23 protein-coding genes and 1 pseudogene are annotated in these 23,622 nt (G+C 66.1%); 6 read left to right on the forward strand and 18 right to left on the reverse strand.

The window, feature by feature from the left end; genetic code table 11:
- Positions 1–133 precede the first annotated feature (133 nt).
- Both M3I53_RS09590 and M3I53_RS09595 read right to left on the reverse strand, forming a co-directional pair.
- On the reverse strand, positions 134–1,636 hold the full coding sequence (locus M3I53_RS09590) for a M81 family metallopeptidase (RefSeq protein WP_254315715.1): 1,503 nt from the start codon (positions 1,634–1,636) through the stop codon (positions 134–136).
- Positions 1,637–1,711: 75 nt separating this feature from the next.
- A complete protein-coding gene (locus M3I53_RS09595; RefSeq protein WP_254315716.1) occupies positions 1,712–3,001 on the reverse strand; it encodes an MFS transporter in 1,290 nt (429 codons plus the stop codon).
- A 131-nt stretch (positions 3,002–3,132) separates the two neighbouring features.
- Between M3I53_RS09595 and M3I53_RS09600 the strand changes: the two genes are divergently transcribed.
- Positions 3,133–4,050: a LysR family transcriptional regulator gene (locus M3I53_RS09600; protein ID WP_254315717.1), complete on the forward strand. Its 918-nt coding sequence runs from the start codon at positions 3,133–3,135 to the stop codon at positions 4,048–4,050.
- Positions 4,051–4,071: 21 nt separating this feature from the next.
- Here M3I53_RS09600 and M3I53_RS09605 read toward each other — a convergent pair whose 3' ends face one another.
- The 3 genes from M3I53_RS09605 to M3I53_RS09615 form a co-directional block, all read right to left on the reverse strand.
- Positions 4,072–5,190, reverse strand: a complete 1,119-nt coding sequence (locus M3I53_RS09605; RefSeq protein WP_254315718.1) for an exo-alpha-sialidase — start codon at positions 5,188–5,190, stop codon at positions 4,072–4,074.
- A gap of 58 nt (positions 5,191–5,248) precedes the next feature.
- Positions 5,249–5,518, reverse strand: coding sequence for a MoaD/ThiS family protein (locus M3I53_RS09610; protein ID WP_254315719.1), 270 nt, complete (start codon positions 5,516–5,518; stop codon positions 5,249–5,251).
- 162 nt (positions 5,519–5,680) lie between these two features.
- On the reverse strand, positions 5,681–6,484 hold the full coding sequence (locus M3I53_RS09615; protein WP_254315720.1) for a hypothetical protein: 804 nt from the start codon (positions 6,482–6,484) through the stop codon (positions 5,681–5,683).
- Here M3I53_RS09615 and M3I53_RS09620 point away from each other — a divergent pair.
- Together M3I53_RS09620 and gcvA are read left to right on the forward strand one after the other, a co-directional pair.
- Entirely contained in the window at positions 6,483–6,620 is a 138-nt protein-coding gene (locus tag M3I53_RS09620) for a hypothetical protein (protein ID WP_254315721.1), read from the forward strand. The two genes, M3I53_RS09615 and M3I53_RS09620, sit on opposite strands and share 2 nt — an antisense overlap.
- Positions 6,621–6,640: 20 nt before the next feature.
- Positions 6,641–7,570, forward strand: coding sequence for a transcriptional regulator GcvA (gcvA, locus tag M3I53_RS09625; RefSeq protein ID WP_254315722.1), 930 nt, complete (start codon positions 6,641–6,643; stop codon positions 7,568–7,570).
- A gap of 21 nt (positions 7,571–7,591) precedes the next feature.
- Here gcvA and M3I53_RS09630 read toward each other — a convergent pair whose 3' ends face one another.
- Together M3I53_RS09630 and M3I53_RS09635 are read right to left on the reverse strand one after the other, a co-directional pair.
- Entirely contained in the window at positions 7,592–8,398 is an 807-nt protein-coding gene (locus M3I53_RS09630) for a sulfite exporter TauE/SafE family protein (RefSeq protein ID WP_254315723.1), read from the reverse strand.
- Positions 8,399–8,447: 49 nt separating this feature from the next.
- Positions 8,448–9,602 (reverse strand): annotated as a pseudogene (locus M3I53_RS09635) (cysteine desulfurase family protein); the annotation flags it as partial.
- A gap of 317 nt (positions 9,603–9,919) precedes the next feature.
- Between M3I53_RS09635 and M3I53_RS09640 the strand changes: the two are divergent.
- Positions 9,920–11,035 carry a galactose oxidase gene (locus tag M3I53_RS09640; RefSeq protein WP_254315724.1) on the forward strand — a complete coding sequence of 372 codons (1,116 nt, stop codon included), beginning with the start codon at positions 9,920–9,922 and terminating at the stop codon, positions 11,033–11,035.
- A gap of 12 nt (positions 11,036–11,047) precedes the next feature.
- Here the strand turns inward: M3I53_RS09640 and M3I53_RS09645 are convergent, their stop codons facing one another.
- Positions 11,048–11,311 carry a DUF6723 family protein gene (locus M3I53_RS09645; RefSeq protein ID WP_254315725.1) on the reverse strand — a complete coding sequence of 88 codons (264 nt, stop codon included), beginning with the start codon at positions 11,309–11,311 and terminating at the stop codon, positions 11,048–11,050.
- Positions 11,312–11,523: 212 nt separating this feature from the next.
- Between M3I53_RS09645 and M3I53_RS09650 the strand changes: the two genes are divergently transcribed.
- Positions 11,524–12,789, forward strand: a complete 1,266-nt coding sequence (locus M3I53_RS09650) for a multidrug effflux MFS transporter (RefSeq protein ID WP_254315726.1) — start codon at positions 11,524–11,526, stop codon at positions 12,787–12,789.
- Between the two features lie 23 nt (positions 12,790–12,812).
- Here M3I53_RS09650 and M3I53_RS09655 read toward each other — a convergent pair whose 3' ends face one another.
- From M3I53_RS09655 to M3I53_RS09685, 7 genes are all read right to left on the reverse strand, one after another.
- A complete protein-coding gene (locus M3I53_RS09655) occupies positions 12,813–14,441 on the reverse strand; it encodes an FGGY-family carbohydrate kinase (RefSeq protein ID WP_254315727.1) in 1,629 nt (542 codons plus the stop codon).
- A 45-nt stretch (positions 14,442–14,486) separates the two neighbouring features.
- Positions 14,487–15,215, reverse strand: coding sequence for an SDR family oxidoreductase (locus M3I53_RS09660; protein WP_254315728.1), 729 nt, complete (start codon positions 15,213–15,215; stop codon positions 14,487–14,489).
- Between the two features lie 34 nt (positions 15,216–15,249).
- Positions 15,250–16,545 (reverse strand): sugar ABC transporter permease, encoded by a 1,296-nt coding sequence (locus tag M3I53_RS09665; protein ID WP_254315729.1) that lies wholly within the window; start codon positions 16,543–16,545, stop codon positions 15,250–15,252.
- An 11-nt stretch (positions 16,546–16,556) separates the two neighbouring features.
- Positions 16,557–17,387 carry an ATP-binding cassette domain-containing protein gene (locus M3I53_RS09670; protein WP_254315730.1) on the reverse strand — a complete coding sequence of 277 codons (831 nt, stop codon included), beginning with the start codon at positions 17,385–17,387 and terminating at the stop codon, positions 16,557–16,559.
- 60 nt (positions 17,388–17,447) lie between these two features.
- On the reverse strand, positions 17,448–17,669 hold the full coding sequence (locus M3I53_RS09675) for a hypothetical protein (protein WP_254315731.1): 222 nt from the start codon (positions 17,667–17,669) through the stop codon (positions 17,448–17,450).
- 47 nt (positions 17,670–17,716) lie between these two features.
- Entirely contained in the window at positions 17,717–18,505 is a 789-nt protein-coding gene (locus tag M3I53_RS09680; RefSeq protein WP_254315732.1) for a substrate-binding domain-containing protein, read from the reverse strand.
- Between the two features lie 135 nt (positions 18,506–18,640).
- On the reverse strand, positions 18,641–19,609 hold the full coding sequence (locus M3I53_RS09685) for an AraC family transcriptional regulator (protein ID WP_254315733.1): 969 nt from the start codon (positions 19,607–19,609) through the stop codon (positions 18,641–18,643).
- A gap of 469 nt (positions 19,610–20,078) precedes the next feature.
- On the opposite strand from M3I53_RS09685, the gene M3I53_RS09690 reads away from it, so the two are divergent.
- The gene (locus M3I53_RS09690; RefSeq protein WP_254315734.1) at positions 20,079–21,485 is read left to right on the forward strand and encodes an MFS transporter; all 1,407 of its coding nucleotides are present in this window, start codon (positions 20,079–20,081) and stop codon (positions 21,483–21,485) included.
- A gap of 79 nt (positions 21,486–21,564) precedes the next feature.
- Here M3I53_RS09690 and M3I53_RS09695 read toward each other — a convergent pair whose 3' ends face one another.
- The 3 genes from M3I53_RS09695 to M3I53_RS09705 form a co-directional block, all read right to left on the reverse strand.
- Entirely contained in the window at positions 21,565–21,993 is a 429-nt protein-coding gene (locus M3I53_RS09695; protein WP_254315735.1) for a nuclear transport factor 2 family protein, read from the reverse strand.
- Between the two features lie 98 nt (positions 21,994–22,091).
- Positions 22,092–22,613: a hypothetical protein gene (locus M3I53_RS09700; protein WP_254315736.1), complete on the reverse strand. Its 522-nt coding sequence runs from the start codon at positions 22,611–22,613 to the stop codon at positions 22,092–22,094.
- 49 nt (positions 22,614–22,662) lie between these two features.
- Positions 22,663–23,499, reverse strand: a complete 837-nt coding sequence (locus M3I53_RS09705) for an MFS transporter (protein WP_254315737.1) — start codon at positions 23,497–23,499, stop codon at positions 22,663–22,665.
- Positions 23,500–23,622 lie beyond the last annotated feature (123 nt).

Raw genomic sequence — 23,622 nt, forward strand, 5'->3', positions numbered from 1 at the left:
CCTGGCGACGTCGCTGACTGGCATGGGTGTATTTGAACTCCCGCACGTATCCCGCTTGTTTCCGGGAACCCCTGCTTTTGCAAGCCTGCTTGTCCATTGCCACGGTGGATACACAACCATACAAAACCCCTCCCTACTCCCGCATCTCGCTCAGCGACATCCCGTTCGGACGCAGGCGCAAGCGCGTATCGATGCGCTGCCACGGCAGGTCCGCGGGGTCGGCGGCCATGGGGCCGGGCGCCTTCGCCACGAGATGCGCCGAGGCTATAGCGTCGAAATCGGCGCGATAGTGGACCGAACTCTTGTTCACCAGAATCTTCATGCGCTCCGGTTCGATACCCGCCGCGCGATACAGATTGCGGTCGAAGATCTGCATCTTGACCGAGCTGACCGCGATCCTCACGCCGTCGATGCGCAGGCACGCCACCGGCCCGATCTCGGTCCACATGCCGTTCATCATCGGGCCGTCGAAACGGACGCGCCCGTCGGCGAGATGCTCCACGACGAAGCGCCCGGCGAGCGGCGCGTCGCCGGGCACGCCCGTGCCGCCCGCGAGCGCCAGTTCGATCGTCGCGCCCACGCCCGCTTCGTGCGCCTTCGCGGCCGCCTGCGGGTCCCAGATCAGGCCCACGGCCGCGTCGCGCGCGCCCTGGCGCAACAGCGCGCGCACGAGGCCCATCGTGTTCGAGTCGCCGCCCACCCCCGGGTTGTCCTGCGTATCGGCGATGATTACCGGCTGCGTGGCGTGTTCGGCCAGGCGCATGGCTTCGCGCACGGCGGCGTCGGGGTCGAGAAAGCGCACTTCCCAGTCGCGCTCCTGCTCGACGACGCCCGAGGCCAACTCGTTCACCGCCGCAATGAGGGCGGCTTCATCGAAGCCGTAGCCCCACACGGCCGCGCCGCACTCCGGGAAATCGGAGGCCGGAAAACCCGGCGCGAATGAAAGCGAGACGACCGCATCGTCCTCCAATTGCGCGAGATGCGCGTAAGTGCCGCGCGCCGGCTCCGCGAGCGTGCACATGCCGTTCACGGGAATCAGAAACGGAATGCGGCGCACATAGCGCTTGAGCCTGCGCTCGGGCTCCGCGACGAGGCGCAGGAGAATCTGCGCGGCGCGCGCGCCCGTTTCAGCCATGTCGACGTGCGGATACGTGCGATACGCGACCATGGCGTCGGCGTGCGTGAACATCTGCTCTGTCACGTTGGCGTGCAAATCGAGCGAGACCACCACAGGCATCTCGCGGCCCACAATAGCCCGCACGCGGGCGAGCAGCGCGCCCTCGCCGTCGTCGAGATGCTCGGTGACCATCGCGCCATGCAGGTCGAGATAGATCGCGTCGAAGCCGCCGCGCCGCACGGCATCGACGATCTCGCCGGCAATGTGCTCGAACGCGTCTTCGGTCACATGCGCGGAAGCGCTCGCCCCGGCCCAGATGACCGGCACGAGCGTATGGCCCGCCGCTTCCGCCGCCTGGATGAAACCGCCGGCGGGCACGTTCACGTCGCGCAGAGAGAGCACGTCGGCGCCGCGCGTGAGCGGCGGAAAGCCCTCGCCCTGGACGAAACTTTGATAGCTGGCTTTCGTCGGCGCGAACGTGTTGGTTTCGTGCTGGAAGCCAGCGATGAGAATCTTCATTTTCCTTCACCTCTCTTGCATAGGATGACTGAACAAACCGGTTTCGTGCCGTGCCTTGAAGGCAGCGACGTACGTTCAGGACTTCGCGCTCGCGAGCTTCACCGAAAGAATCAGCAGCGCGCCGATGAGCGACACGCCCGCCATGGCGAGCAGCGCCGGCTGGAGGCTGCCCGTAGCCGTCTTGATCCAGCCGATGGCCGCGGGACCCCAGAATCCGCCGGAAAGCCCAATGGTGTTGATGAGCGCGATGCCGCCCGCCGCAGCCGGCCCCTTGATGTACTCGGGCGGAATCGCCCAGAAGACGGTGTAGGCCATCCACAGCGCCATCGTCACGAGCGTGAGCAGCGCGAGCGTGGGCGCCAGGTGATTGCCCGTGGCGCCGCACACCGCAAAAAGCAGTGCGGCGGCCGCGGCCGGCACGGCGCAGTGAAAGCGCCGCTCGCCTAGCCGGTCCGAACGGCGGCCCACATAGAGCATGCCCACGGCCGCCGCGACATACGGAATCGACGTGTACCAGCCCAGCGTGAGGAGATTGCTCACGCCCTGCGCCTTGAGAATGGCGGGCAGCCAGAAGCTGATGGCGTAAATCGACGCGATGATGCAGAAGTACGCAAACGCCAGCACATAGACCTTGCGATCGCGCAGCACGCTGCCGAACGAGGTGGCGTGCGCCTCGGGCGCGCCGACTTCGACTTCGATCTGGCGCTTTTCGGCGTCGCTCAGCCACGCGGCATCGGCCGGTCGGTCGGGCAGATAGAGGAACGTCGCGATGCCGAGCACGATGCACGGCAGGCCTTCGACGAGAAACATCCATTGCCAGCCCGCGAGGCCCGCCTTCCCCGCAAGCTGGCTCATGATGGCCGCCGAAACCGGTCCGCCGACAATGCCGCCGATCGGGCCCGCCAGAAACACCATCGCAATGGCGCGCGCCATGCGCGAGGGGCCGTACCAGCGCGAGAGATAGAAGATCATGCCCGGTGCGAAGCCCGCTTCGAACACGCCTAGCAGGAAGCGCATGGCGTAGAACGCGGGCACGCTGCGCACGAACAGCATGCACGCCGACGTGATACCCCACAGCACGAGAATGCGCCCGAAGGTCTTGCGCGCCCCGATCTTCGGCAACAGTAGATTGCTCGGCAATTCGAACAGCACATAGCCGATGAAGAAAATGCCGGCGCCCACGCCATAGGCGGCATCGGAGAAGCCGAGGTCGGTCTGCATCTGCAGCTTGGCGAACCCGACGTTCACGCGGTCGAGGTAAGCAAACAAATAGCAGACCAGCAGAAACGGCAGCAAGCGCGCGTTGATCCTGCTGTAGAGCGCGGAAGCGTCGAGGCTTCTCGCGCGCGGAAGAATGGCGGCCATGTCCTGTCTCCTGTCTGGTTTGCATTGTGTGCAACACCATCGTGGCCAGGACAAACCTCGCTAGCAAGAGCAACAAAGTTCACATATCGTTCTTTTTCAGGCAACAGTCCGATCACGCGAACGAGGGCGCGATGCGCGAAATCAATCAGCAGAGGCTGCGTTATTTCCACGAGGTGCTTACGCACGGCACGATCCGCGGCGCCGCGGACAGTCTGAACACCTCGCCCTCGGTCATCACGCGGCAAATCAAGCTGCTCGAGGACGAACTGGGCGCGCAACTGTTCGAGCGCCAGGCGCGCGGCGTGAAGCCCACCGAAGCGGCGGCGCATCTGCTCGAGTTCTGGCGCGGCTATCGCGCGCAGCAGGAGAAGTTCGAGGACCAACTGCACGCGCTGCGCGGGCTCCAGCAAGGCCGCGTGGATCTGGCCGTGAGCGAAGGCTACGTGGATGCGCTCGTCGGCGAGGTCATCACGCCGTTCTGCGCGCAATATCCGAAGCTCCATGTGAGCCTCACGATGCTGCCCGTCGACGACGTGCTGCGCGAGGTCGCCGAAAGCCGCGCGCACATCGGCCTCGCGTTCAATCCGCCGCCGCACGAGCGCATCGAGTACCGCGCGAGTTCAGCGCAGCCCGTCGTGCTGCTGGTGCGCCGCGACCATCCGCTCGCGCTGCGGGGCACGCCCGCGACGATCGACGACCTGCTCGCGTGGCCGCTCGCGTTGATGCCCAGCACGTTCGGCATCGGGCATCTCGCGAGCATGCTGGCCTTCGCGGAGAACGTCGAAATACGCGCGACGCTCACCACGAATTCGCTCACCGCGCTCAAGCGTTTTGTCGCCGTAGAAAACTTCGCGACGCTGATCGGCGAGTTCGCCGCCTCGCGCGAGATCGAAGCGGGCGAACTCGTGACCGTGCCGATCGATCACGCGCTTTTTAAAGGCACGAAGGCGCGCGTGCTCGTGAAGTCGGGGCGGCCGCTCGTCGCGGCCGCGCATGAGCTGCTCAACTGGATCCTGCAGCGCATGACGATGTTTGAGCCGGGGGGATAAAGGCGCCCCGGGAGGCGTCGGTCACCCGAAGCGCACGCAATACACCGGCGGCAAGTGCGCCGAAACAAGCCGCCAGTTTTCGCCGCCATCGTCCGAGGTCCATAGCGCGCCCGTGGTCGAACCCATGGCGAGGCGCGTGCCGCTGTCGTCGATGTCGAGACCGTGCCGGTACACGAGGTCGTATGCCGGTGCGGCCGGCAAGCCGTTCGAGAAGCGCTCGAACGTGCGCCCGCCGTCGCGCGTGCGCGTGACGACGAACTGGCCGTCCACAGGAACGCGGTACTGGTCTTTTTGGGCCGGCACGAACCACGCGGTGTCCGGCTCGCGCGGATGAACCACGACCGCGAAACCGAAGCTCGACGGCTGCGCTTCGATGCGCCGCCAGTGGGCCGCGCCATCGGTCGAGCGGAAGATCGCGCAATGATGCTGGGTCCACAGCACATCCGGATTCGCCGCACATTGCACCACGCGATGCGGGTCTTGCACGTTGGGTTCGCCGCGGCGCTCGGGCGGCATGTAGTCGGCTTCCATGCCCTCGGCCGTGAGGCGCCAGCTCGCGCCGCCGTCGCCGGTCTGCCAGACGCCGCCGCACGACACACCCACCGTCACGTGCCTGCTGTCGCGCGGATCGACCATCACCGAGTGAATGCCTGGCGCGTCGTAGCCGCCGCCCGCCCATTCGCGCCGCTCCGGGCGGTCCCACAGCGAGCGGTTGAGTTCCCAGCTGTCGCCGCCGTCGGCGGAGCGGAACAGGCCGCCAGGGATCGTGCCCGCCCATAGCACGCCCGGCTCGTCGGCGCCGCCGGGTTCGAGCGACCAGATCTGCTGGAGCGACCACGACGCGGGCAGGCGGCCCAACGCGTCCGCTTCGCCGGCCTGAATGTCCTCGGTCGGCTGTGGCGGATAGACAGGCACCGCGCATTCTTCCCAGTGCGCCATGCCCGCACGCCGGCGATGCAGCTTCACCCCGAAGTGGCCCAGGTTGAGTGCGGCATAGAGCGAGCCGTCGCGCGCATCGGGCATTACCATGCTCACCGGCTCGCCTACGAATTCAGGCTCGCCGATTGTCCAGCCGCCTTCTCGATCGGCCTGCAGAACGAACAATCCCTTGCGGGTTGCGACTAGCAATCGATCGCTCATCTCGCGTCTCCTCCTGTCGATCCAGAGTCAGCGCCCCGGTCCCATGCAAAGTTGCGGCTCATCCGCCGGACAGCGCCTGCACGACGTACACCCGGCTCTCATCGCCGAGCGCGTCGCTCAAATGTTCCCGATCGCGCAGGCGAACGCCGTCCACGAATACCGCCAGATGCTTACGCAATGCGCCCTGATCGTCGAGGATATAGCCGCGCAATCGAGGCTGCTCGGCAAAGACGGCATCGAACGCTTCGCGAAGCGTGCACGCGTCGATCTCGCGCTCGGGCGTCGCGACGTGCCGCTGAATCGAAGCTGCGAAGAAGAGGTGCGCCATGGCGGACCGGCGGTGCGGAAACGGCCGCGTCCGCCGGTTTTGTAGTTTAGGCCATCCGCCATGGGCTATGAGTCGTTGGCGCGCCCCGAAGCCAAAGTCCTGCGATGCACCGCAGCAAGCGCGGCGCGGTCAGCCCAGGCCCGCCAGACGCAAAGCCAGCCGCTACGGCGTGCTGCCTTCGGCCTTGGCCTTCCCGTGCAGGCAAGGTGTCGGCAGACGCATGCGGTACAGCGAAATCGCCTGGATCGTGAGCACGCAGATTATCGCTGTCCCGTAAGCAGCCAGTAGATTCCAGTGCGTGAGCGTGAGGCTCAGCACGAAGAAGAACGACGCAAATCCCAGCAGTCCCGTGGTCATGCCGCGCATCAGTTGCTGCGCCGCTTCATGGCCGATCAGTCGGTGCGCGAACACCGCGAGGATGATCGCCATGAAGGGGAACGAAGCGAGCAAGCCGCTCGCCTCGGGTCCGACGTAAGGCGCGATCAGCGTCACGCACACCACAAGGCCGGCGATGAGCGCCATGCGCGACGGCAAATCCCACCACGGCGGTGAGAGGCGCACCGTTCTTGCCGGCTTGTTGGGAATCAGGTTGAGCGCAAGAGCAATGGCCAGAATGGCGAAAAGATAAAGACCATGCGTAGGCAGCGCGCCCCATTGCAGCACGAGGGCCACGAGCGCGAACGTGGCGCCTGCGCCTGCCAGCGCCATCTTCCATCCGCGCTCCGCGAGCCTGCAATAGACGACGCAAAACGCCGCCTGCGCAGCCGTTGCGACAAGCGAACCCGCAGTAGCTTGCGCGGCGAACGCCGGTCCGTGCTCCAGCGCGAGAAAAACGGAGACGGGCCCCGAGGTGAGCGGCAGCCCCACGAGCAACCCGCCGACCGCTTCGCCCCAGCGGCGAGCAGCGAGACTGGCGGCCAACAGCAACAACGGCGTAAAGACGAGCTTGAAAAGCAGAAGATCCATGATGAACGACGCCAATGCGGAGAATGCGAACTTTCAGGAATGCGCGGCGGGCGTAGCACTGGTTACGTTACGTCCCGCTGCTTTGCCCATATTGAAGCCCGTCAACGTGGCTGACAAACCATTTGTCGTCATATAATGCGTGAGCAGAACTCACACATGACGCACACACCCGGCTCCATGTTCGACCGCCTTCCCCCGCTGCAAACCCTGCGCGCCTTCGAAGCCACCGGGCGGCTGCTCAGCATGACGCTGGCGGCCCAGGAACTGCATGTCACGCATGGCGCGGTGAGCCGGCACATCAAGACGCTCGAAAGCCATCTGGGCGTGGCGCTGTTCCAGCGCCTCACGCGGCGCATCGTCCTGACTGAGGCCGGCGCCGAGTTCCTGCTGGCCGTGAACCACGCGCTCGCCGATTTGACCAAGGAGTCCGAGCGCCTGCGCACGCACGACAGCGTCACGCGCCTGAAGATCAACGCCAGCGTGTCCTTTGCGAACCGCTGGCTCGCGCCGCGCCTGCATCACCTCAAGGGCCGCCATCCGGAGCTCGACGTCCACCTCGACGTGACCGACAAATACGTCGATCTCAACGACTCGGATGTCGATGTGGCGATTCGCTACGGCAGCGGACGCTATCCGCGCGTGCTGGCCGAGCGCATTCTCGACGAAACCGTGACGCCGGTTTGCAGTGCTGACTATCGGGCGAAGATGGGCGGCATGGCGTCCGTCGAGAGTCTCGCGCGCTGCACCTTGCTGCATGAGGGCGGCATGCTCGCGAACTGGGAGCAATGGCTGGCGCTGGCGGGATTGAGCGGCGTGCGCAGCGATCGCGGCACGGCATACAGCCATGGGAGCCTCGCGATCGAGGCGGCGATCCGAGGGGAAGGCGTCGCGCTGGGGCGCAGCGTGATCGTGGCGGACGACATCGCGGCTGGCCGGCTCGTCGCGCCGTTCCCGCAGTTGCGTCTCGAGTCCGAGCGCGGCCATGATCTCGTCTACCGCATCGGCAGCCGCGACGACCCGAAGGTGCGCGCCGTGCGCGACTGGCTCGCCGACGAAATCCGCGTCTTTCTCGCCCCGGCCGGTTGAGCGCGAATCAAGCGCAAGGTCTCAGTAACCGAGCGCCACCTTGGCGAGCATGCCGCACGCCACGCACACCAGAATGGCGGCAAAGCCCATCTGCGTATGCCGCGAGGAAACGCGGTGCGAAACGTGACGCCCCAGCATCATGCCGACGACGGTCGCGACGCTGAACCACAGCGTGAGGTCGAGCCGCAGCGGCACGCCGTGCAGCACCGTCGCCACCACGCCGCCGGAGCCCACGAGCGCGATGACCATCAACGACGTCGCGACGATACCGTGCATGGAAATGTTCGTGAGCTTGCGCAGCATGGGCACGATGATGAAGCCGCCGCCCACGCCGAGCAGGCCCGTCATCAGCCCGGTCAACGCGCCGGTCGACGCCAGCGCGAGCGCCGTCGCTTTCGACCACACGAGGCGGCCGGTGTCGGGATTGACGCGGCCCACGCAAAGCGGCGACGCTTCGGGCAGCGCGCGCTTTTTCCCGATGGTCTGACGCAGCAGCCGCACCGCCACGAACAGCATCACGCTGGCGAAGAGCGCAAGCAGCAGGCGTTGCGGCATGGCTTGTGCGACGCGCACGCCGAGCCACGTGGTCGGCACGCCCGCGAGCGCCATGCAGAACGCCGCGCGATAGCGCACGAGACGCTTGCGGAAGGCTTCGAGCGCGCCGATCCCCGCGCTGCTCGCCACGGCGATCAGGGCGACCGGCGTGGCTTGCTGCATGGGCCAGCCCATTCCCACCACGATGGCCGGCACGGCGAGAATGCCGCCGCCCGCGCCCGTGAGTCCGAGCATCGCGCCGATCATGGCGCCGAGAACAAGTGAAACGATCATCGGGTTTCGATGTGCATCGTGACCTCGAGCGACGAAATCAGGCGGGCACAGCGGCCGGCAGACACGGCGCCACCGCGCGACGAATGCAGTCCGCCGCGAAATCGACGTCTTCCGGCTTCGTGAAGCGGCCGAGGCTCAGGCGCACCGTGCGGTTTGCCGCCTCTTCACCAACCCCGATTGCCGTGAGCACGTGCGAAGGCGTACCCGCCGCCGAGTTGCAGGCCGAAGTCGACGAGATCGCGAGGTCGCCGGTCAGCAGGAACGGGAAGAAGCCCGGCAGATCGATCGTGAGGCTAAGCGTATGGGGAATGCGCTGCGCGCGCGCGGCGTTGAGCGTGACGCCCGGCAACACGAGCACCTCGGCCAGCAGGCGCTCGCCCAGGCGTGCAATGCGCTCGCTGTCCGCTTGCAGCGCCTCGCGCGCAATCACGCACGCCACGCCCATGCCGACGATCTGATGCGTGGCCAGCGTGCCCGAGCGCAGGCCGCGCTCGTGGCCGCCGCCGTGCATTTGCGGCGCAATGCGCTCGAACGCCTCGCGGCTCACATAGATCGCACCGATGCCCTTCGGCCCATAGACCTTGTGCGCCGACATCGAAAGGAGGTCGATGCCCATCGCTTTCACGTCGATGGGCGTCTTGCCGAGCGCCTGCGCCGCATCGACGTGCAGCAGCGCGCCGGCGGCGTGCACCACGCGTGCAATTGCCGCGACGTCCGTGAGCGTGCCCAACTCGTTGTTCACCAGCATGAGCGAGACGAGCCCGGTGTCGGGTGTGAGCGCGGCGGCCACGGCCTTTGCCGTGATTTCGCCATGCGCGTCCGGTGCGAGCCGCGTGACGGTCATGCCGCGCGCTTCGAGGCTCGTCATCGTGTCGAGAATGGCCTTGTGCTCGAGTTGACTCGTGATGAGATGGCGCTTGTGCGTCGCGCGGTCCGCGTAGCCCTTGAGCGCGAGATTGTTCGACTCGGTCGCGCCGGAAGTCCAGACGATTTCCGCGGCGTCGGCGCCGATGAGCGCCGCCACGTCCTTGCGCGCCTGCTCGACGAGCCGCCGCGCCCGCTGGCCTGCGCCATGCGAGCTGGAGGCAGGGTTGCCGAAGTCGCCTTCCATGCCCAGACAGCCGAACATCGCCTCGATCACCCGCGGGTCCGCCGGGGTGGTCGCGGCATAGTCAAAGTAACGCAAATCGCCCTTCTCGCTCATCTTCGTTTCTCGCACAACGGAATTTGAAAAAATGCTACGCGTCGGGCGCTAAAAAAAGGTTCCAAAATTAAGCGGATTCTCCAAAGGACGAAGTATTCGATTCTCCCGGATGGCCTCCAAGGGAAATTAAATTCTCGGCATGCCCGCCCATGCAGCGTGGCGACGCGGATCCGGTCAAGCCTCAATCGGGCGCGCCCGCTCACGCAAGGTGAGCGACAGGGTAAGCGTGTACCTTGTCCACTGCGCGCGGTGCTAGTGAGAACGCGCCCGGAAACGGCGCGTTCGATGCCGTCCCGCCCACCTCCGCGAGGTTCGCCATGCCGCTTTCCCGTCGCCGCTTCCTCGAACTGAGCCTCGCCGCGGGCAGCACCGCCTGGTACGCGCAGCGAGGTGCGATGGCTGCAGAGGACATGCGGTCCATGCCCGAAGACCCGCAAGCGATGCAAACGGCCCAGCGCGGCGGGCTCTACGCCAGCCTGCGCGACCCCAACGCCACGCAGTTGCCGCCCGAAGCATTCACCCAGCGCTTCTCCTACTCGAGCGCGCCGCGCGCCACGCCGCAAGGCGCGTGGACCACGGCCGCGCCCTTGCCTCTGCCGCGCAGCGAAATGGCGTGGGCGACGAGCGAAGACGATCGCATGCACGTGATCGGCGGCTATGGCGCGGGCCAGGTCGCGCGAGCCTATCACCACGTATTCGATGCGGCGCGCGGCGCCTGGCGCAGCGCCGCGCCTGTTCCGCGCGGCGCGAATCATATCGGCGTGGCGGCACTCGACGGCGTCGTCTATGCGATGGGCGGCTTCGTCGAGCAGAACCGCATCGCCGTGCCAGACTGCTACGCCTACGTCGTGGCCGACGACCGCTGGCACGCGATTCACCCGCTTTCGCGCGGCTCGCGCGGCGCGATCTCAGTCGTGGCGCACGACGGCATGCTGCACGCGATCGGCGGCCGCGACACGCGCTCGGTGGACTGGCACGAGGCGTACGACCCGCAGAACGATAGCTGGAAGACGCTCGCGCCCATTCCCGGTCCGCGCGACCACACGGCGGCCGTCTCGCTAGCGGGCTGGATACTCGTGGCCGGCGGGCGCATGGATACGTTCGACTTCAACACCGGCATGCACGTGGCCTACGACGCGAAGCGCGACGCCTGGGAAGAACGCGCGCCCATGCCCACGCCGCGCTCCGGTCACGGCGCCGCGGCGTGGCGGGGACGGTTCTTCTGCATGGGCGGAGAAGGCACGCGGCGCGTATTCGGGCAGAACGAGGGCTACGATCCCGCCACCGATTCATGGCAGGCCTATGCGCCCATGCTGACGCCGCGTCATGGCATGGGCGCGGCGGTCGTGGGCGATGCGATTCATGTCGCGGGCGGCGGCCCCATGAATGGCGGCATGTTTCAGACTTCGGTGCACGAAGTGTTTACGTTTTGAGCCCGGGCGTGCTCAGCCTTCGGGCATGGCAATGTCCGCACGAATCAGCTCATCCGCGAGCGCGAGTGCCTGTTGCCTTGCCAGCGGCCCCGTGGCGCACGGCCCCGGACGCGAACAGCCGTCGAACGGATAGATGAGCCGCCCATCGGTCTTGCGGCGAATACGCAGCAATCCGTAGTAGCGGCCCGCGCCGTCGATCTGCTCGCCGCAGAAGACGTCGTAGTCTTGCGCGGTGGTCGGGCGGCGCACGGCCTCTTTCGGCCTTTTCTCTGGCATGTCGGCACTCCGCGAATATCCAGGGCGAGATATGCGGATGCTCAGCAAGCGCCGCGCCTGAGGCGCGTCGCACGGAAATCGGCGATAACGGGCACAATACCGGCCTACGCCGCCGCGCCGGACGCTGTGTTCGCGATTCGAACTCGCCTTCCGACCATGCTGCCCGATTGTTCCCGCGCCGCCGCACCGGAATCCGCCCTTTTCACGCTGTCATGACCCACGATCTGCCCGAACGACCAGCCACCGCCGCGCGCCCGGCGAACTCGCCGCGCTTCCTGCTGTTCCTGATCTGCCTGTTCGCCTCCGCGGGACAGCTCGCCATCGACATCTATGTCCCCGCGCTGCCGGCCATGGCGCGCTACTTCGCGACGTCGCCACAGGCGATCCAGTCGAGCGTGTCCGTTTATCTCGCCGCCTATGCGCTCGGCCAGCTCATCTTCGGGCCGATTTCCGACGCCCTCGGGCGCAAGCGCGTGCTGGCCTTCGGCCTCGTCATCTACACGCTCGGCTGTCTGCTTTCGCTCGCCGCGCCGAACCTGGAAACCTTCGTGCTGGCGCGCTGCCTGCAGGGCTTCGGCATCGCCGCGACCAACCTGCTCGCCAAGGCCATCATCACCGACTCGTTCGTGGGCACCGCGCTCATGCACGCGTTCACCTACATGTCGATCACCTGGGGGCTCGCGCCGATCATCGCGCCGGTGATCGGCGCGCATCTGCAGGAGCTGTTCGGCTGGAAGGCCTGCCTCGTGTTCCTGCTCGTGTATTCGCTGGTGATGTGGGCGCTGCTGTGGCGCTTTCGCGAGACCTTGCGGCAACCGGTGCGGCTGGAGCCGCGCACGCTCATCGCGAACGCGGGCAAGGTGCTCGCGAGCCCCGTGTTCCAGAGCTGCTTTCTGGCCCAGGGCCTGTGCTACAGCATCCTGCTCGTCTTCAACGTCGTCGGGCCGTTCATGGTGCAGAACACGCTGCACAGGCCGCCCACCTTCTTCGGCTATCTCGCGCTCGGCATCGGCCTGATGTATTTCCTGGGCGGCCTCTCGAACCGGCTGCACGGCCCGCGCCTGCCCACCCCCGAACAACGTCTGCGTGTGGGGGCGCGCGTGATGGCGGGCGCGGCCATCGCGATGCTCGTGCTCGCGCTCACGGTAGGCCTGCGCGTGTGGACGCTCGCCGTTCCTGTACTCGTGATGGGTCTGTGCGCGGGTGCGATGTATCCCACGCTGATGGCCAAGGGCAATTCGCTGTTCCCGCATATCGCGGGTTTGACGAGCGCGATTCTCGGCTGCGCGCTGCTGCTCGTTTCCTCGGCGATGATGGGGCTGGCCGGTTTCGTCTCCGTGCACGTGCTCACCCCGCTCGCGGTGTTCTTCGTGCTGCTCGCGCTCACGGTCGTCGTGATGGTGACGAAGCTGCTGCGCCACCTCGCCCAGAGTCAGGCTGCCGCCGCGCTCGCGCAACGCAGCGGCGAGGCGGCGTGAGCTGCTAGGCTCCCGTCAAGCCGTTATCGGATCGCGCGCGCCACGTCCTGCAACTGCGTGAAGGCGCGCAAACGCGCTTCGTGCAGCGCCGCGATCTCGCCCGTGGCCGGTGCGTAGACCTTGCTGATCTGCGACATCGCGGCCATCGCCTCGCGCACGTTCTCGTATAGCCCGCCAGCCACGGCGCCCAGCATGGCCGCGCCCAGCAATACGGGCTCCTCGGCGCGGGTGGCCAGCACGGGCTTGCCCGTTGCGTCCGCCAGCAGTTGGCGCACGAGGTCGAGCCTGCCCGCACCGCCGCTGATCACGACCTGCTCGATCGCCGCGCCCGCCTGGGCCTGCACCTCGATGATCTGCCGCAGCCCATAGCCGATACTGCCGATGCCCGCGACATAGAGCGCGACGAGGCTCTCCATGTCCGTCTCCATGCCGAGTCCCGCGATGACGGCCCGCGCGTGCGGATCGGCAAATGGCGCGCGGTTGCCGAGGAATTCCGGCACCACATGCAGGCCCTGATCGTGCGCGAGGCGCACTGCACCTGATTCGCTCTGCCCAGCCTGAACCGCCAGCCCGGCAAGCATCGTCGGCAGCGACTGGCCTTCGCTCGCCGCGCGGCTCGCGGCTTCTGCAGCGAGCGGATGCATCGCAAGCAGCCGCTCGATCGCTGCGCCCGCCACCGACTGCCCGCCTTCGTTGAGCCACGCCCCGGGCACCATCGCCGCGTAGTACGGCCCCCACACGCCGGGCACGAACACGGGGTCGCGCGTGGTCGTCATCGTGCATGACGAGGTGCCGAACACGTACGCGAGGCACGCCTCGGGCTGCCCTTGTGCGCCGACCGTGCCGATGCCGCCCGCGTGCGCGTCGATCACGCCCGTCGCGACGGCAGTGCCCGCGCGCAGGCCGAGCTGCGCGGCGGCCTCGGGCGTGAGCCCGCTGCCGAGCGGCGTCCCGGGTTCGACGATCGTGCGGCCGATGCGCGCAAAGCCTTCATCGGCAAGCACGCCCAGACCCACGTTGCGGAAGTAGCTCTCGTCCCAGCGCTGCTCGTGCGCGAGATAGGTCCACTTGCAGGTCACGGTGCAGGTGGAGCGCGAAAGATCGCCCGTGGCGCGCCATGTGAGGAAGTCGGTCAGGTCGAAGAACTGCCAGGCCGCGGCGAACACCTCGGGCCGGTTTTCCAGCAGCCACAGCAGCTTGGGCGTTTCCATCTCGGGCGAGATCTTGCCGCCCACGAAGCGCAGCACATCGTGGCCCGTGGCGTTAATGCGCTCGGCCTGCTCGACGGCGCGATGGTCCATCCACACGATGATGTCGCGCTCGGCTACTTCGGAGGGGCCAACGGGCAGCGGCCTGCCGCCCTCGCCCAGCACGACGAGCGAACAGGTGGCGTCGAAGCCGATGCCGTCGATCTGCTCCGGCGAGATCGCGGCCTGCGCGAGCGCCTCCTTCACGGCCCGGCACACGGCGTTCCAGATCTGCGTGCTCGATTGCTCGACGATGGCGCCGCTCTCATGAAACACGCTGATGTCGTGTTTCGCCGACGCCAGCATGCGACCGGCGGAATCGAAAATGCCGGCGCGGGCGCTGCCTGTGCCGACATCGACGCCGACGGCATGGCGTGCGCCGCCGGCCTGGTTATTTGTGGTCATGGCTCGTTGACTGTGGTTGCGGCCTGTTCACGCTGATAACAGGCCCTAAAGATCGACACTGTTCGGCAGGATCACGAGGTCGCGAATGGTGACGTTGCGCGGCCGCGTTAGCATGAATACCACGCAATCGGCCACTTCCTTCGGCTGCATGAGACTGCCCTGGGCCAGCGCTTCGTCCATCTTCGCCTTGGGCCAGTCGTCGAGCAAGGCCGTGACCACTGGGCCCGGCAGCACCGCGCCCACGCGCACGCCGTGCTTCGCGACCTGGCGGCGCACGGTGTGCACAAACGCCTGCACCGCGAACTTCGAGGCCGTGTAAATGGGCTCCCACACCACCGGCACGACGCCCGCCACTGAACTCGTGAAAATGATGTCGCCCGCCTTCTGCGCGATCATGTGCGGCAGCATCGCATGCACCGAGCGGAACGCGGCGTTGATGTTCAGGTTGAGCATGCGATCCCATTCGTCGGGGTTGCCGTTCGCCACTTCGCCGCCGATATACGCGCCCGCGTTGGCGTGGAAGATGTCGAGCCCGCCCGCGAGATCGAGGATCCTGGGCAGCATCGTCGCATAGTCCGCCGCGTTGAGCAGGTCCATGGCGAGGGGCAGCGCGTTGGGCCCCAGCTCCGCGCAACATTTCGCGAGCCGGTCTTCTGCGCGGTCGATCAGCACGACTTTCGCGCCTTCGTCCACGAGCGCGCGCGCGCACGCGAAGCCGATGCCGGACGCCGCGCCTGTAATGGCGGCGACTTTACCCTTGATCGATTCAGACATGGGTGACTTTCTCCTTGAATCAGGTGCCGACGCCTCAGGCGCGGCCGTGCGAAACACGCGACTGGCGGGCGAGCGAATCGACGATCACGGCAATGGCCAGCACGGCGCCGGTGATCATGAAGCGCAGCGACGACGACAGGTTCAGCAGCGTCAGGCCGCTCGCAATCGACTGGATCACGATGATGCCGAGCACCGCCGACCATGCGCTGCCGCGCCCGCCGAACAGGCTCGTGCCGCCGATCACGGCCGCCGCGATCGCGTTGAGGTTGACGTCGCCGGTGCCGGCCTGCTGGCTCGCCGAAGCGAGGCGCGCCGCGGTCAGCACGCCGCCGATCGCGGCCAGGCTCGCGCACAGCACGAAGGCGCTCGTATAGATCGCGCCGACCTTGATACCCGCGCGCCGCGCCGCTTCGTGATTGCCGCCCACGGCGTGCATCGAACGGCCCCAGCGCGTACGCGTGAGCGCGTACTGCATGACGACCGCGAGACCCAGAAAGAGGCCGAACATCAGCGGCACGCCACGCCCGCGGTTGAGATAGGCCACGACGATTTCGAGGAACACGGTCAGTGCCACCGCGCGCCCGAGCAGGCCTGCGACCGACGGCGCCGAAAGCCTCGCCGCATGGCGGCGCGTGCGCGTACGCATGCCGAGCAGCAGGAGCACGATACCGGGCAGCAGCGCGATCACGTGCGAGACGATCGGTGGGATCACCATGAGTTGTCCGAAGTTGACCATCGCCGAACCGTAAGGCAAATTGATCGAACCCGTCGAGCCGAGCACATAGAGCTGCATCCCGAGGATGGCGAGCAGGCCCGCGAGCGTCGAGACGAAACTTGGCATGCCTATCCAGTTGAGCAAAAGCGCGTACAGCGCACCGATCACTGCGCCAACCGCGATGGCCGCGACAATGGCGAGCAGCACGGGCCAGCCGTCGTTGACCCACAACGTGCCGACGAGCGCCGAGGCAAAGCCGCTCATCGAGCCCACCGAGAGATCGATCTGCCCGAGCAGCAGCACGCAGACAATGCCAAGCGAAATGACGCCGACCGTCGAGCAGTCGAACAGCATGTTCACGAGATTGTCGGCGGAGAGAAACACGGGGTTCAGGCTCGTGAACACCGTCCAGATGATGACGAGCCCCGCGATGACCGGGAGCGAACCCAGGTCGCCCGAGCGCACGCGGTCGACGAACGCCGACACACTCTCGCCGATTCCGCTCGCATGCTTCACGCGCACGTCGCTGCGGTCGAGCAGGGTGGATGGTTTCGCATCGGGCTTTGAGGCATCCGGGTTTTCAGGCTGCGCAGCGCCATGGATAGTCTTGCTCACGATCGTTCCTTTCACTGGACATCCTGTTGCGCCTGGCGGCGGCCCGCGCGGCGCGACACCGCGTTTTCCGTCGCGCCGGTGATCGCCGCCACGAGTTCGGCGTTGGAGGAGTCGGGATAGAAAATCCCGTTGTTACGGCCAAGGCGCAGCACGACGATGCGGTCGGCGACGGCGCGCACGTCTTCCATGTTGTGGCTGATCATGATGACGGCGTGCCCGCGCTCGCGCACGCGCTCGATCAGGTTCAGCACCTCGGCGGTCTGGGCCACGCCGAGCGCGGCGGTCGGTTCGTCGAGCATGATGAGCTTCGGGTCGAGCAGCAGCGAGCGCGCGATCGCCACGGTCTGGCGCTGGCCGCCCGAGAGCGAGGCGACCACGTCGCGCACGCTGGGAATACGCGCCGAAAGCTCGTTGAGGAGCGTCCAGGCCTTCACTTCCATCGTGACCTCGTCGAGCCGGTAAGGGCTCAATTCGCGGCCGAGGAAGATGTTCGCCACGACGTCGAGGTTCTCGCACAGCGCGAGGTCCTGGAACACCGTTGCGATCCCCAGGTCGAGCGCCGTGCCCGGATCCGACAGGCTCACCGGCTGGCCGCGAAACGTGATGGTCCCGGCGCTCGGCTGGTGCACGCCCGCAAGAATCTTCACGAGCGTCGATTTGCCCGCGCCGTTGTCGCCGACGAGGGCGACCACCTCGCCCGCATGCACGTCGAGCTCGATATCCGTGAGGGCCGAAACCGCGCCGAAGTGCTTCGAGATGCCGCGCAGGCTCAGCACCAGCTCGCCGGGCGCGCCCTGTGCCGTGGCGCTGTTCGTTGCGCGTTTCGTTGGTTCGTCAATCATGAAATGGGTACCTCTTCGTTGCTAACGAGGCCCGGCGCGCGCCGGGCCCAGCCATGCGTATCAGCCGCCGATGCCGAGCTTCTTGCAGCCGTCGGCGTAACGGCCCGTGCACAGGTCCGACGCTTTCGCGAAGCCCTTGTCCACCACTTCGGCCTTGATGTTCTTCTGCGTGATGACAGCCGGCTTGAACAGCTGCGTGGGCGTCTTGAATAGCGTCGTCTCGCCCTTCACGGGCTTGCCGTCGAGGAAGCCCACGGCCACCTTCGCCGCCGCGCCCGCCACGATTTCGCTGGGCTTGAGGATCGTGTTGTACTGGTCGCCCGCGATGATCAGTTGCAGGCCCGCGGTGGTCGCGTCGTTACCTGTGACCGGCGAACCGGATTCACGCCGGCCGCCTTGAAGGCCGCGATGGTGCCGCCCGCCGTGCCGTCGTTGGCGGCCACGACGCCCACGATCTGCGGCCCGAAGCGCGTGATCTGCCCGCTGACCCATTGCTGCGCCTTGGGGGGCGCCCACTCCGGCGTGTCGTACTCGGAGAGCGTCTTGTAGCCGCTGCCTTGCAGCCCTTCGTGAATGCCCTTCTTGATGAGCCCAGCGGCGGCGTCGGTCGGCGAGCCGTTCACTTCGAGCACGCCGCCCTTGCTGCCAGCCACGCCCGACGCCTTCAGTTGCTGCACGAGCGACTGCGCAATGGACTTGCCGATTTCCTCGTTGTCGAACGACACGTAGTAATCGGCAGGCGTGGACGGCACGGGCCGGTCATACGCAATGACCTTGATGCCCTGGCTCTGCGCCATGTGTACGAGCGAAGCCGCGGCCGTGGAGTCCACCGGGTCGAGCACGATGACCTTCGCGCCCTGGGCAATCACCGAATTGAACTGTTGCTGCTGCTGCGAAGCATCGGCATTCGCGTTCTGGTAGAGCACCTTGCAGTCGGGGCAGAGCTTGCCCATTTCCGCCTTGAAGCCGGGGAAGTCGTGCTGCTCGTAGCGCGTGGAGGCCTGGTCGGGCATCAGGAACGCGACCGTGCCGCTCGGCGCGGCGTAAGCCGACGTGATGCCCGCGAGGGCAAGACTGAGTGCGGCGGCGCCGATCAGTTGGGTGTGAAGTCGGGTCATTGGGTGTCTCCGTTTTTTGGTTGGATGCCTGGTAGGGTTGCCGGTGCTGTCGTGCTGCATTGTGAACGTGCGAGTTCGTCCTGCGCAGTACCTGACATGCCCACTGCGTTCGAACGTGTCTTGCCGGGCGATCCGCTAGCCGATCGCGGGCGCGCCGTACACAGCTTCGTTCTTGCTGGCCGCGCTCGCGGCATTGAGCCGTTGATACGATCGCCAGCGCGACGGCGACATTTCCTTGATCAACAGAAACTGGCGGTTGAAATTCGAGAGGTTGTTGAAGCCCACCTGGTAACAGATGTCGGTGATGTTCAGTTCGCCCGACATCAGCAGCTGGCACGCCAGATTGATGCGCAGCTGGTTCACGTAACGCACGAACGACACGCCCGTATGGCGGCGGAAATAGCGCGAGAATGCGCTTACGCTCTGCCCGGCCAGTTCCGCAAGCTCCGTTTCGCGCAGTTCCTGCGAGAGATTCTTGCCGATGAAGGCGAGCACGTGATTGATGCGCGTGCCCGCATAGCGGGCCGGGTCGGCGCGATAGGCCTCGCTTGCGAGCGCCGCGGGCTCCTCGCTTTGCACGAGCAGATCGAGCAGGTCGATGAAGAGCGTGACACGCCGCATGCCCTGCGCGCCGAGCATCTCGCGCAGGATCGGCTCGGCGGCCGCGCCCGTTTCCGGCGTGAACAGCAACCCCCAGCGCGACGCGTCGAGCAGCACCTCCACGCGCCTGAACTCAGGAAACGCATCGATCGCGCGGGCGATGAAATCCGCATCGAACTGGAGGACGAGACAACGTTCGTCCACCGGCTCGTCGTGCGGCACGCTGCTCACCCAGTTGTGCGGCAGGTTCGGACCGATCATCACGAGATTGCCGGGCGTGAAGCTGCCGATGAAATCGCCCACGAAATACTTGCCCGTGGTCGCGGTGATGAGGTGGATCTCGTACTCGGGATGGAAGTGCCAGCGCACCGTCCGATAGGGGTAGCCGTGCGACCAGACCTTGAACGACTCGTCGCGCGGCACGGCGACCAGTTCGAGGTCCGGCTGGGAATGTGTGGCGCAAGGCGCGCTCGTGCGCGCAGTGGCTGCCCCAAAGGTATGCATCTCGACTCCTCCTGCACGGTTTTTTTCTTGTTCTGCGACGGCTGCTGGTGCATAAGCTGCACCTACTCTCCGACCGCGCGCCGCCATGACGGAAAATTACCCGCCGCGGCACGCCTCCACCACTGAAAATCAGACCGCAGACTGATACTTTCTTGCATTGGGGTTAGTCCTGGGCCGATTCCGGAGCGCCGAAAGTCAACTTTTGTGCATAGCAACAGCCTCGCTGTGAAGCGCGAAACAACTCAACCACGACAAAAAACGGCAAATGTTGCAGCCACTCGATCGAGCGCGAAGCCCAAGGAACGGTCAAAAGTCGCCACTGCCCGCGCGCGACGGGTACTCGTGATGCGCAGGCAGGGAAAGTCCCGATGCGAAATCGTCCTATGACATCGGAAACAGAAATTGACGGGGCTAACTTGATCGCTCAAGCGCGCCATTCGGGCCGCGGTTCCTGACAAGAGGACGTCTTATGCGATTCGCCGAAACTTGGCATTCCCCCACGCCGGGCCGGTCCCTATGGGACGATACGTCGACTCCCGACCACGACCAGCACGCCGCCCCCACTGGCAGCGCGCACACGCTGCCACGCCGCGCCATTACCGCCGCTGCGCTGGGCAACGCAACCGAATGGTTCGACTACGGCATCTACGCCTATGGGCTCGCCTATATCTCCGCGGCGCTGTTTCCGGGCAGCACGGCAAGCGCCACGCTGTTCGCGCTGGGCACCTTTGCCATTTCATTTCTGATTCGCCCGCTCGGCGGCCTGTTCTGGGGGCCGCTCGGCGACCGCTTCGGGCGCAAGAAGGTGCTCGCGCTGACCGTGCTGCTGATGTCGGGCGCCACGCTGCTCGTGGGCGTGCTGCCGACCTATGCGCAAGCCGGCTGGATCGCCCCGGCCGCGCTCATCGTATTGCGCATGATCCAGGGCTTCTCCACCGGCGGTGAATATGGCGGTGCAGCCACCTTCATGGCTGAATATGCGCCCGACGCGCGGCGCGGCTTCTGCGGGAGTTTCCTCGAGTTCGCCACGCTGGCCGGCTTTTCGCTGGGCGCCTTGCTGATGCTCGCGGCGTCGCTCGCGCTCGGCAACGATGCGATGCATGCGTGGGGCTGGCGTCTGCCGTTCCTCGTCGCGGCGCCGCTGGGCTTGATCGGCTTCTATCTGCGTTCGCGCATCGAAGACACGCCGGTATTCCGCGAGATGGAAGAGAAGTTCGAACAACAGGAGCGGGAGCGCACGGCCATTTCGCTGCGCACGTTGCTGAGCGAACATCGCGTGCCGCTCGTGCTGCTGGGCGGCCTCGTGGTCGCGCTCAATGTCGTGAACTACGTGCTGCTGGCGTACATGCCTACGTACATGCACAAGGAACTCGGCGTGAGCGAGAACATGTCGCTGCTCATTCCGCTCATCGGCATGCTCGCGATGATGGCCCTGCTGCCGTTCGCGGGCCGGCTCTCCGATCATGTGGGCCGCAAGACGCTCTGGTGGTTCTCGCTCGTCGGGCTATTCATTGCCGCCGTGCCGATGTTCATGCTGATGCGCCACGGCGTGGCCGGCGCCCTGATCGGGTTCGCCGTGCTCGGCCTGCTCTATGCGCCGCAGCTCGCGACCATCTCGGCGATGTTCCCCGCCATGTTCCCGACGCAAGTTCGTTACGCGGGAATGGCGATTGCCTACAACGTCTCGACCTCGCTGTTCGGCGGCACCGCGCCGATCGTGAGCGACTGGCTCGTGGACAAGACCGGCAGCCCGCTCGTTCCGGCGTACTACATGATGGCCGCGTGCGCGGTGGGCGCCATCGCACTCTTCTTCGTGATCGAGACGAAGGGCTGTTCGTTGCGCGGGCAACAGGTGCCTGGCAAGGCGCAGCAGTAACGGCATGGCGGGCCGCTCGCGCCCGTCATGCTCCGTTCGAAATGCCCGACCGTGTGTCGGGCATTTTTCTTTTTAGCGACTAACGTTTGAAAATGACCTTCGTCGTCGCGGGGTCGATCGGCGAGGACGAATGCTGGTGGAAGATCTTCCAGCCCTCGACCGTTTGCCTGAGCGTCGCGCTCACGCGATTGTCCATCGAGCGCAATTCCTCGCCGTCCGCCGCCACCGCTTTGTAGCTCACGAAGGCATGGACCACGGCAAGGTCCTGCGAGACGGTGGTGTGCGCCTCGCTGAAATCCACGATCACGCGCTCTGCGCCCAGCGAGCCGAACCAGCCTTCCACCATGTTGCGCCATGATGCGATGCCCTCGTACGTCCAGGCGCCCCACATGTCGAAGGCCCGGATGTCCGGGTCGTAGAGCGCGACGAACGCATCGACGTCTTTGGCCAGTACCGCGGCTTTGTACTGGTGCAGCACCTGCAGGATTGGATCGGCGGCTCTGTCCACTGTGTTTTCTCCTTAACCAGGTTGCGTTGGCGAATGAACGGCTGCTTATTAAAGCAACGCTGCCTCGCCGCTGTCCAGTGAATTTGCCGCCCTGCCTCTCAGGTGCGCGAAGCGTTAGGGAGCACCCGGGCAGCCTTGCCCTGCGGACGCAGCAGCAAATAAAAGGCCGCGCCATGCGTAATCGCCAGCAGCGGCACGACGATCACGGGAATCACGTACGTCGCGCCCAATATTCCCGCGTGTACTGGCACACCGGCCTGGATTGCGTGGTAGTAGGCGAAAGCCAGATCCACCGCGCCCACGAGATTGAACGCCACGACGAAGAACCAGAACACCGGGCGCTTTCTCGCCGCGAGTAGCGCCAGCATGGCCAGCGAACCCGTTGCAAGGTCCCCATAAGCGGTGGGCACGGCAAAGCTCGCGGGCAGATCGGGGCTCACGACGCCCGGCAGCATGAAGACCAGCCCAAAGAAGCGGAAGCTGTGCAGCGTGGCGATCGCGCGTTGCGCGTCGAATGGGTCCATCGACTTGAGCCGGGGCCAGACGTACGCGGTAAAACAAAGCAGCCACGCGACATACCCGAGCGCGAGGTGCAAGCGAAAGATCGATTCCGGTGACATGTTGCCTCCTGCAAGGTGCGTTGCGATGTGTGGTTGAAATGAAGAGAACTCACGCGGCGCGACGCCGGAACACCTGGCGCAGCGAAAGCGCATGCAACAGGATCGAACTGGGCACGACGAAAGCGGGCGTCAGTACATACGGCCAGGTGCCCGCGTTGAGGCTCGGCAGATCCGGCGCGATCAACTGGAATCGGCCCGGCGCCGTGATCATTCCCAGCGTCACGGCGACGGCGAAATCGCCGAGTCCGAAAAGGTTCCAGGCGATGGCGGCCTTGCGCCCCTGCGCCGTGCCGCTCGCCACCGCGATGGCCGCCGGTACGGCGAACAGGCCCGTCAGCAGATCGCCGGTGCCCGCCGGCAACGCGTCCACGCCAGCCATCGCACCATGCAGCCACGCAGCGATCGCCCAACTGCCGAACACGCGGTAAAACTGCAGCGCGATGAGCCAGGCCGCCGGCATCGCGTCGAGCACTTGCCCGACCCGCTTCGATAGCAGCAATAGCGGCGTGCCGACCAACACCGGCAGGAATATCGCCAATGGCAGCCATGGCAACGGCGGCGGTACGGCGCTCAGCCGAAAGACGCCATGGATCGCCGCGCTCCAGACGACTGCAAACCAAAGCGCATGCGCCATCAGAATCGCAAGCCAGGTCGCACGGCGTTGGCTCAGCGTCAGAACGGTGCGCTCGAGGCCGAGCCACAATCCAAGCGCCATGAACATCTGGGCGACGAGCTGGTGCGCCGTGGTTTGAAAACCGCTGCCTGGAATCGCGGGCAGCCAGTACATCACGGCAATCCACAGCAACGCGAGCGGCGCAATCCAGCGCAGGCTGCGCCAGGCCGGGCGCGGCGGGATGATGCCAACGGAAACGGCGGGCGTGCTCATCAGCGGTTCTCCAGATGAATGCCGGACTTCGCAGTGGATCGTGCCTGCGCGCCACGCGGTTTGCGCGCGTCATCGGCTGGCACGTTAGGTGTACCATCGTTTTCCGCGAGCGACTATTCATCA

Origin of the sequence: Paraburkholderia sp. CNPSo 3272 (assembly GCF_024206495.1) — a bacterium.
Lineage (GTDB): Bacteria > Pseudomonadota > Gammaproteobacteria > Burkholderiales > Burkholderiaceae > Paraburkholderia.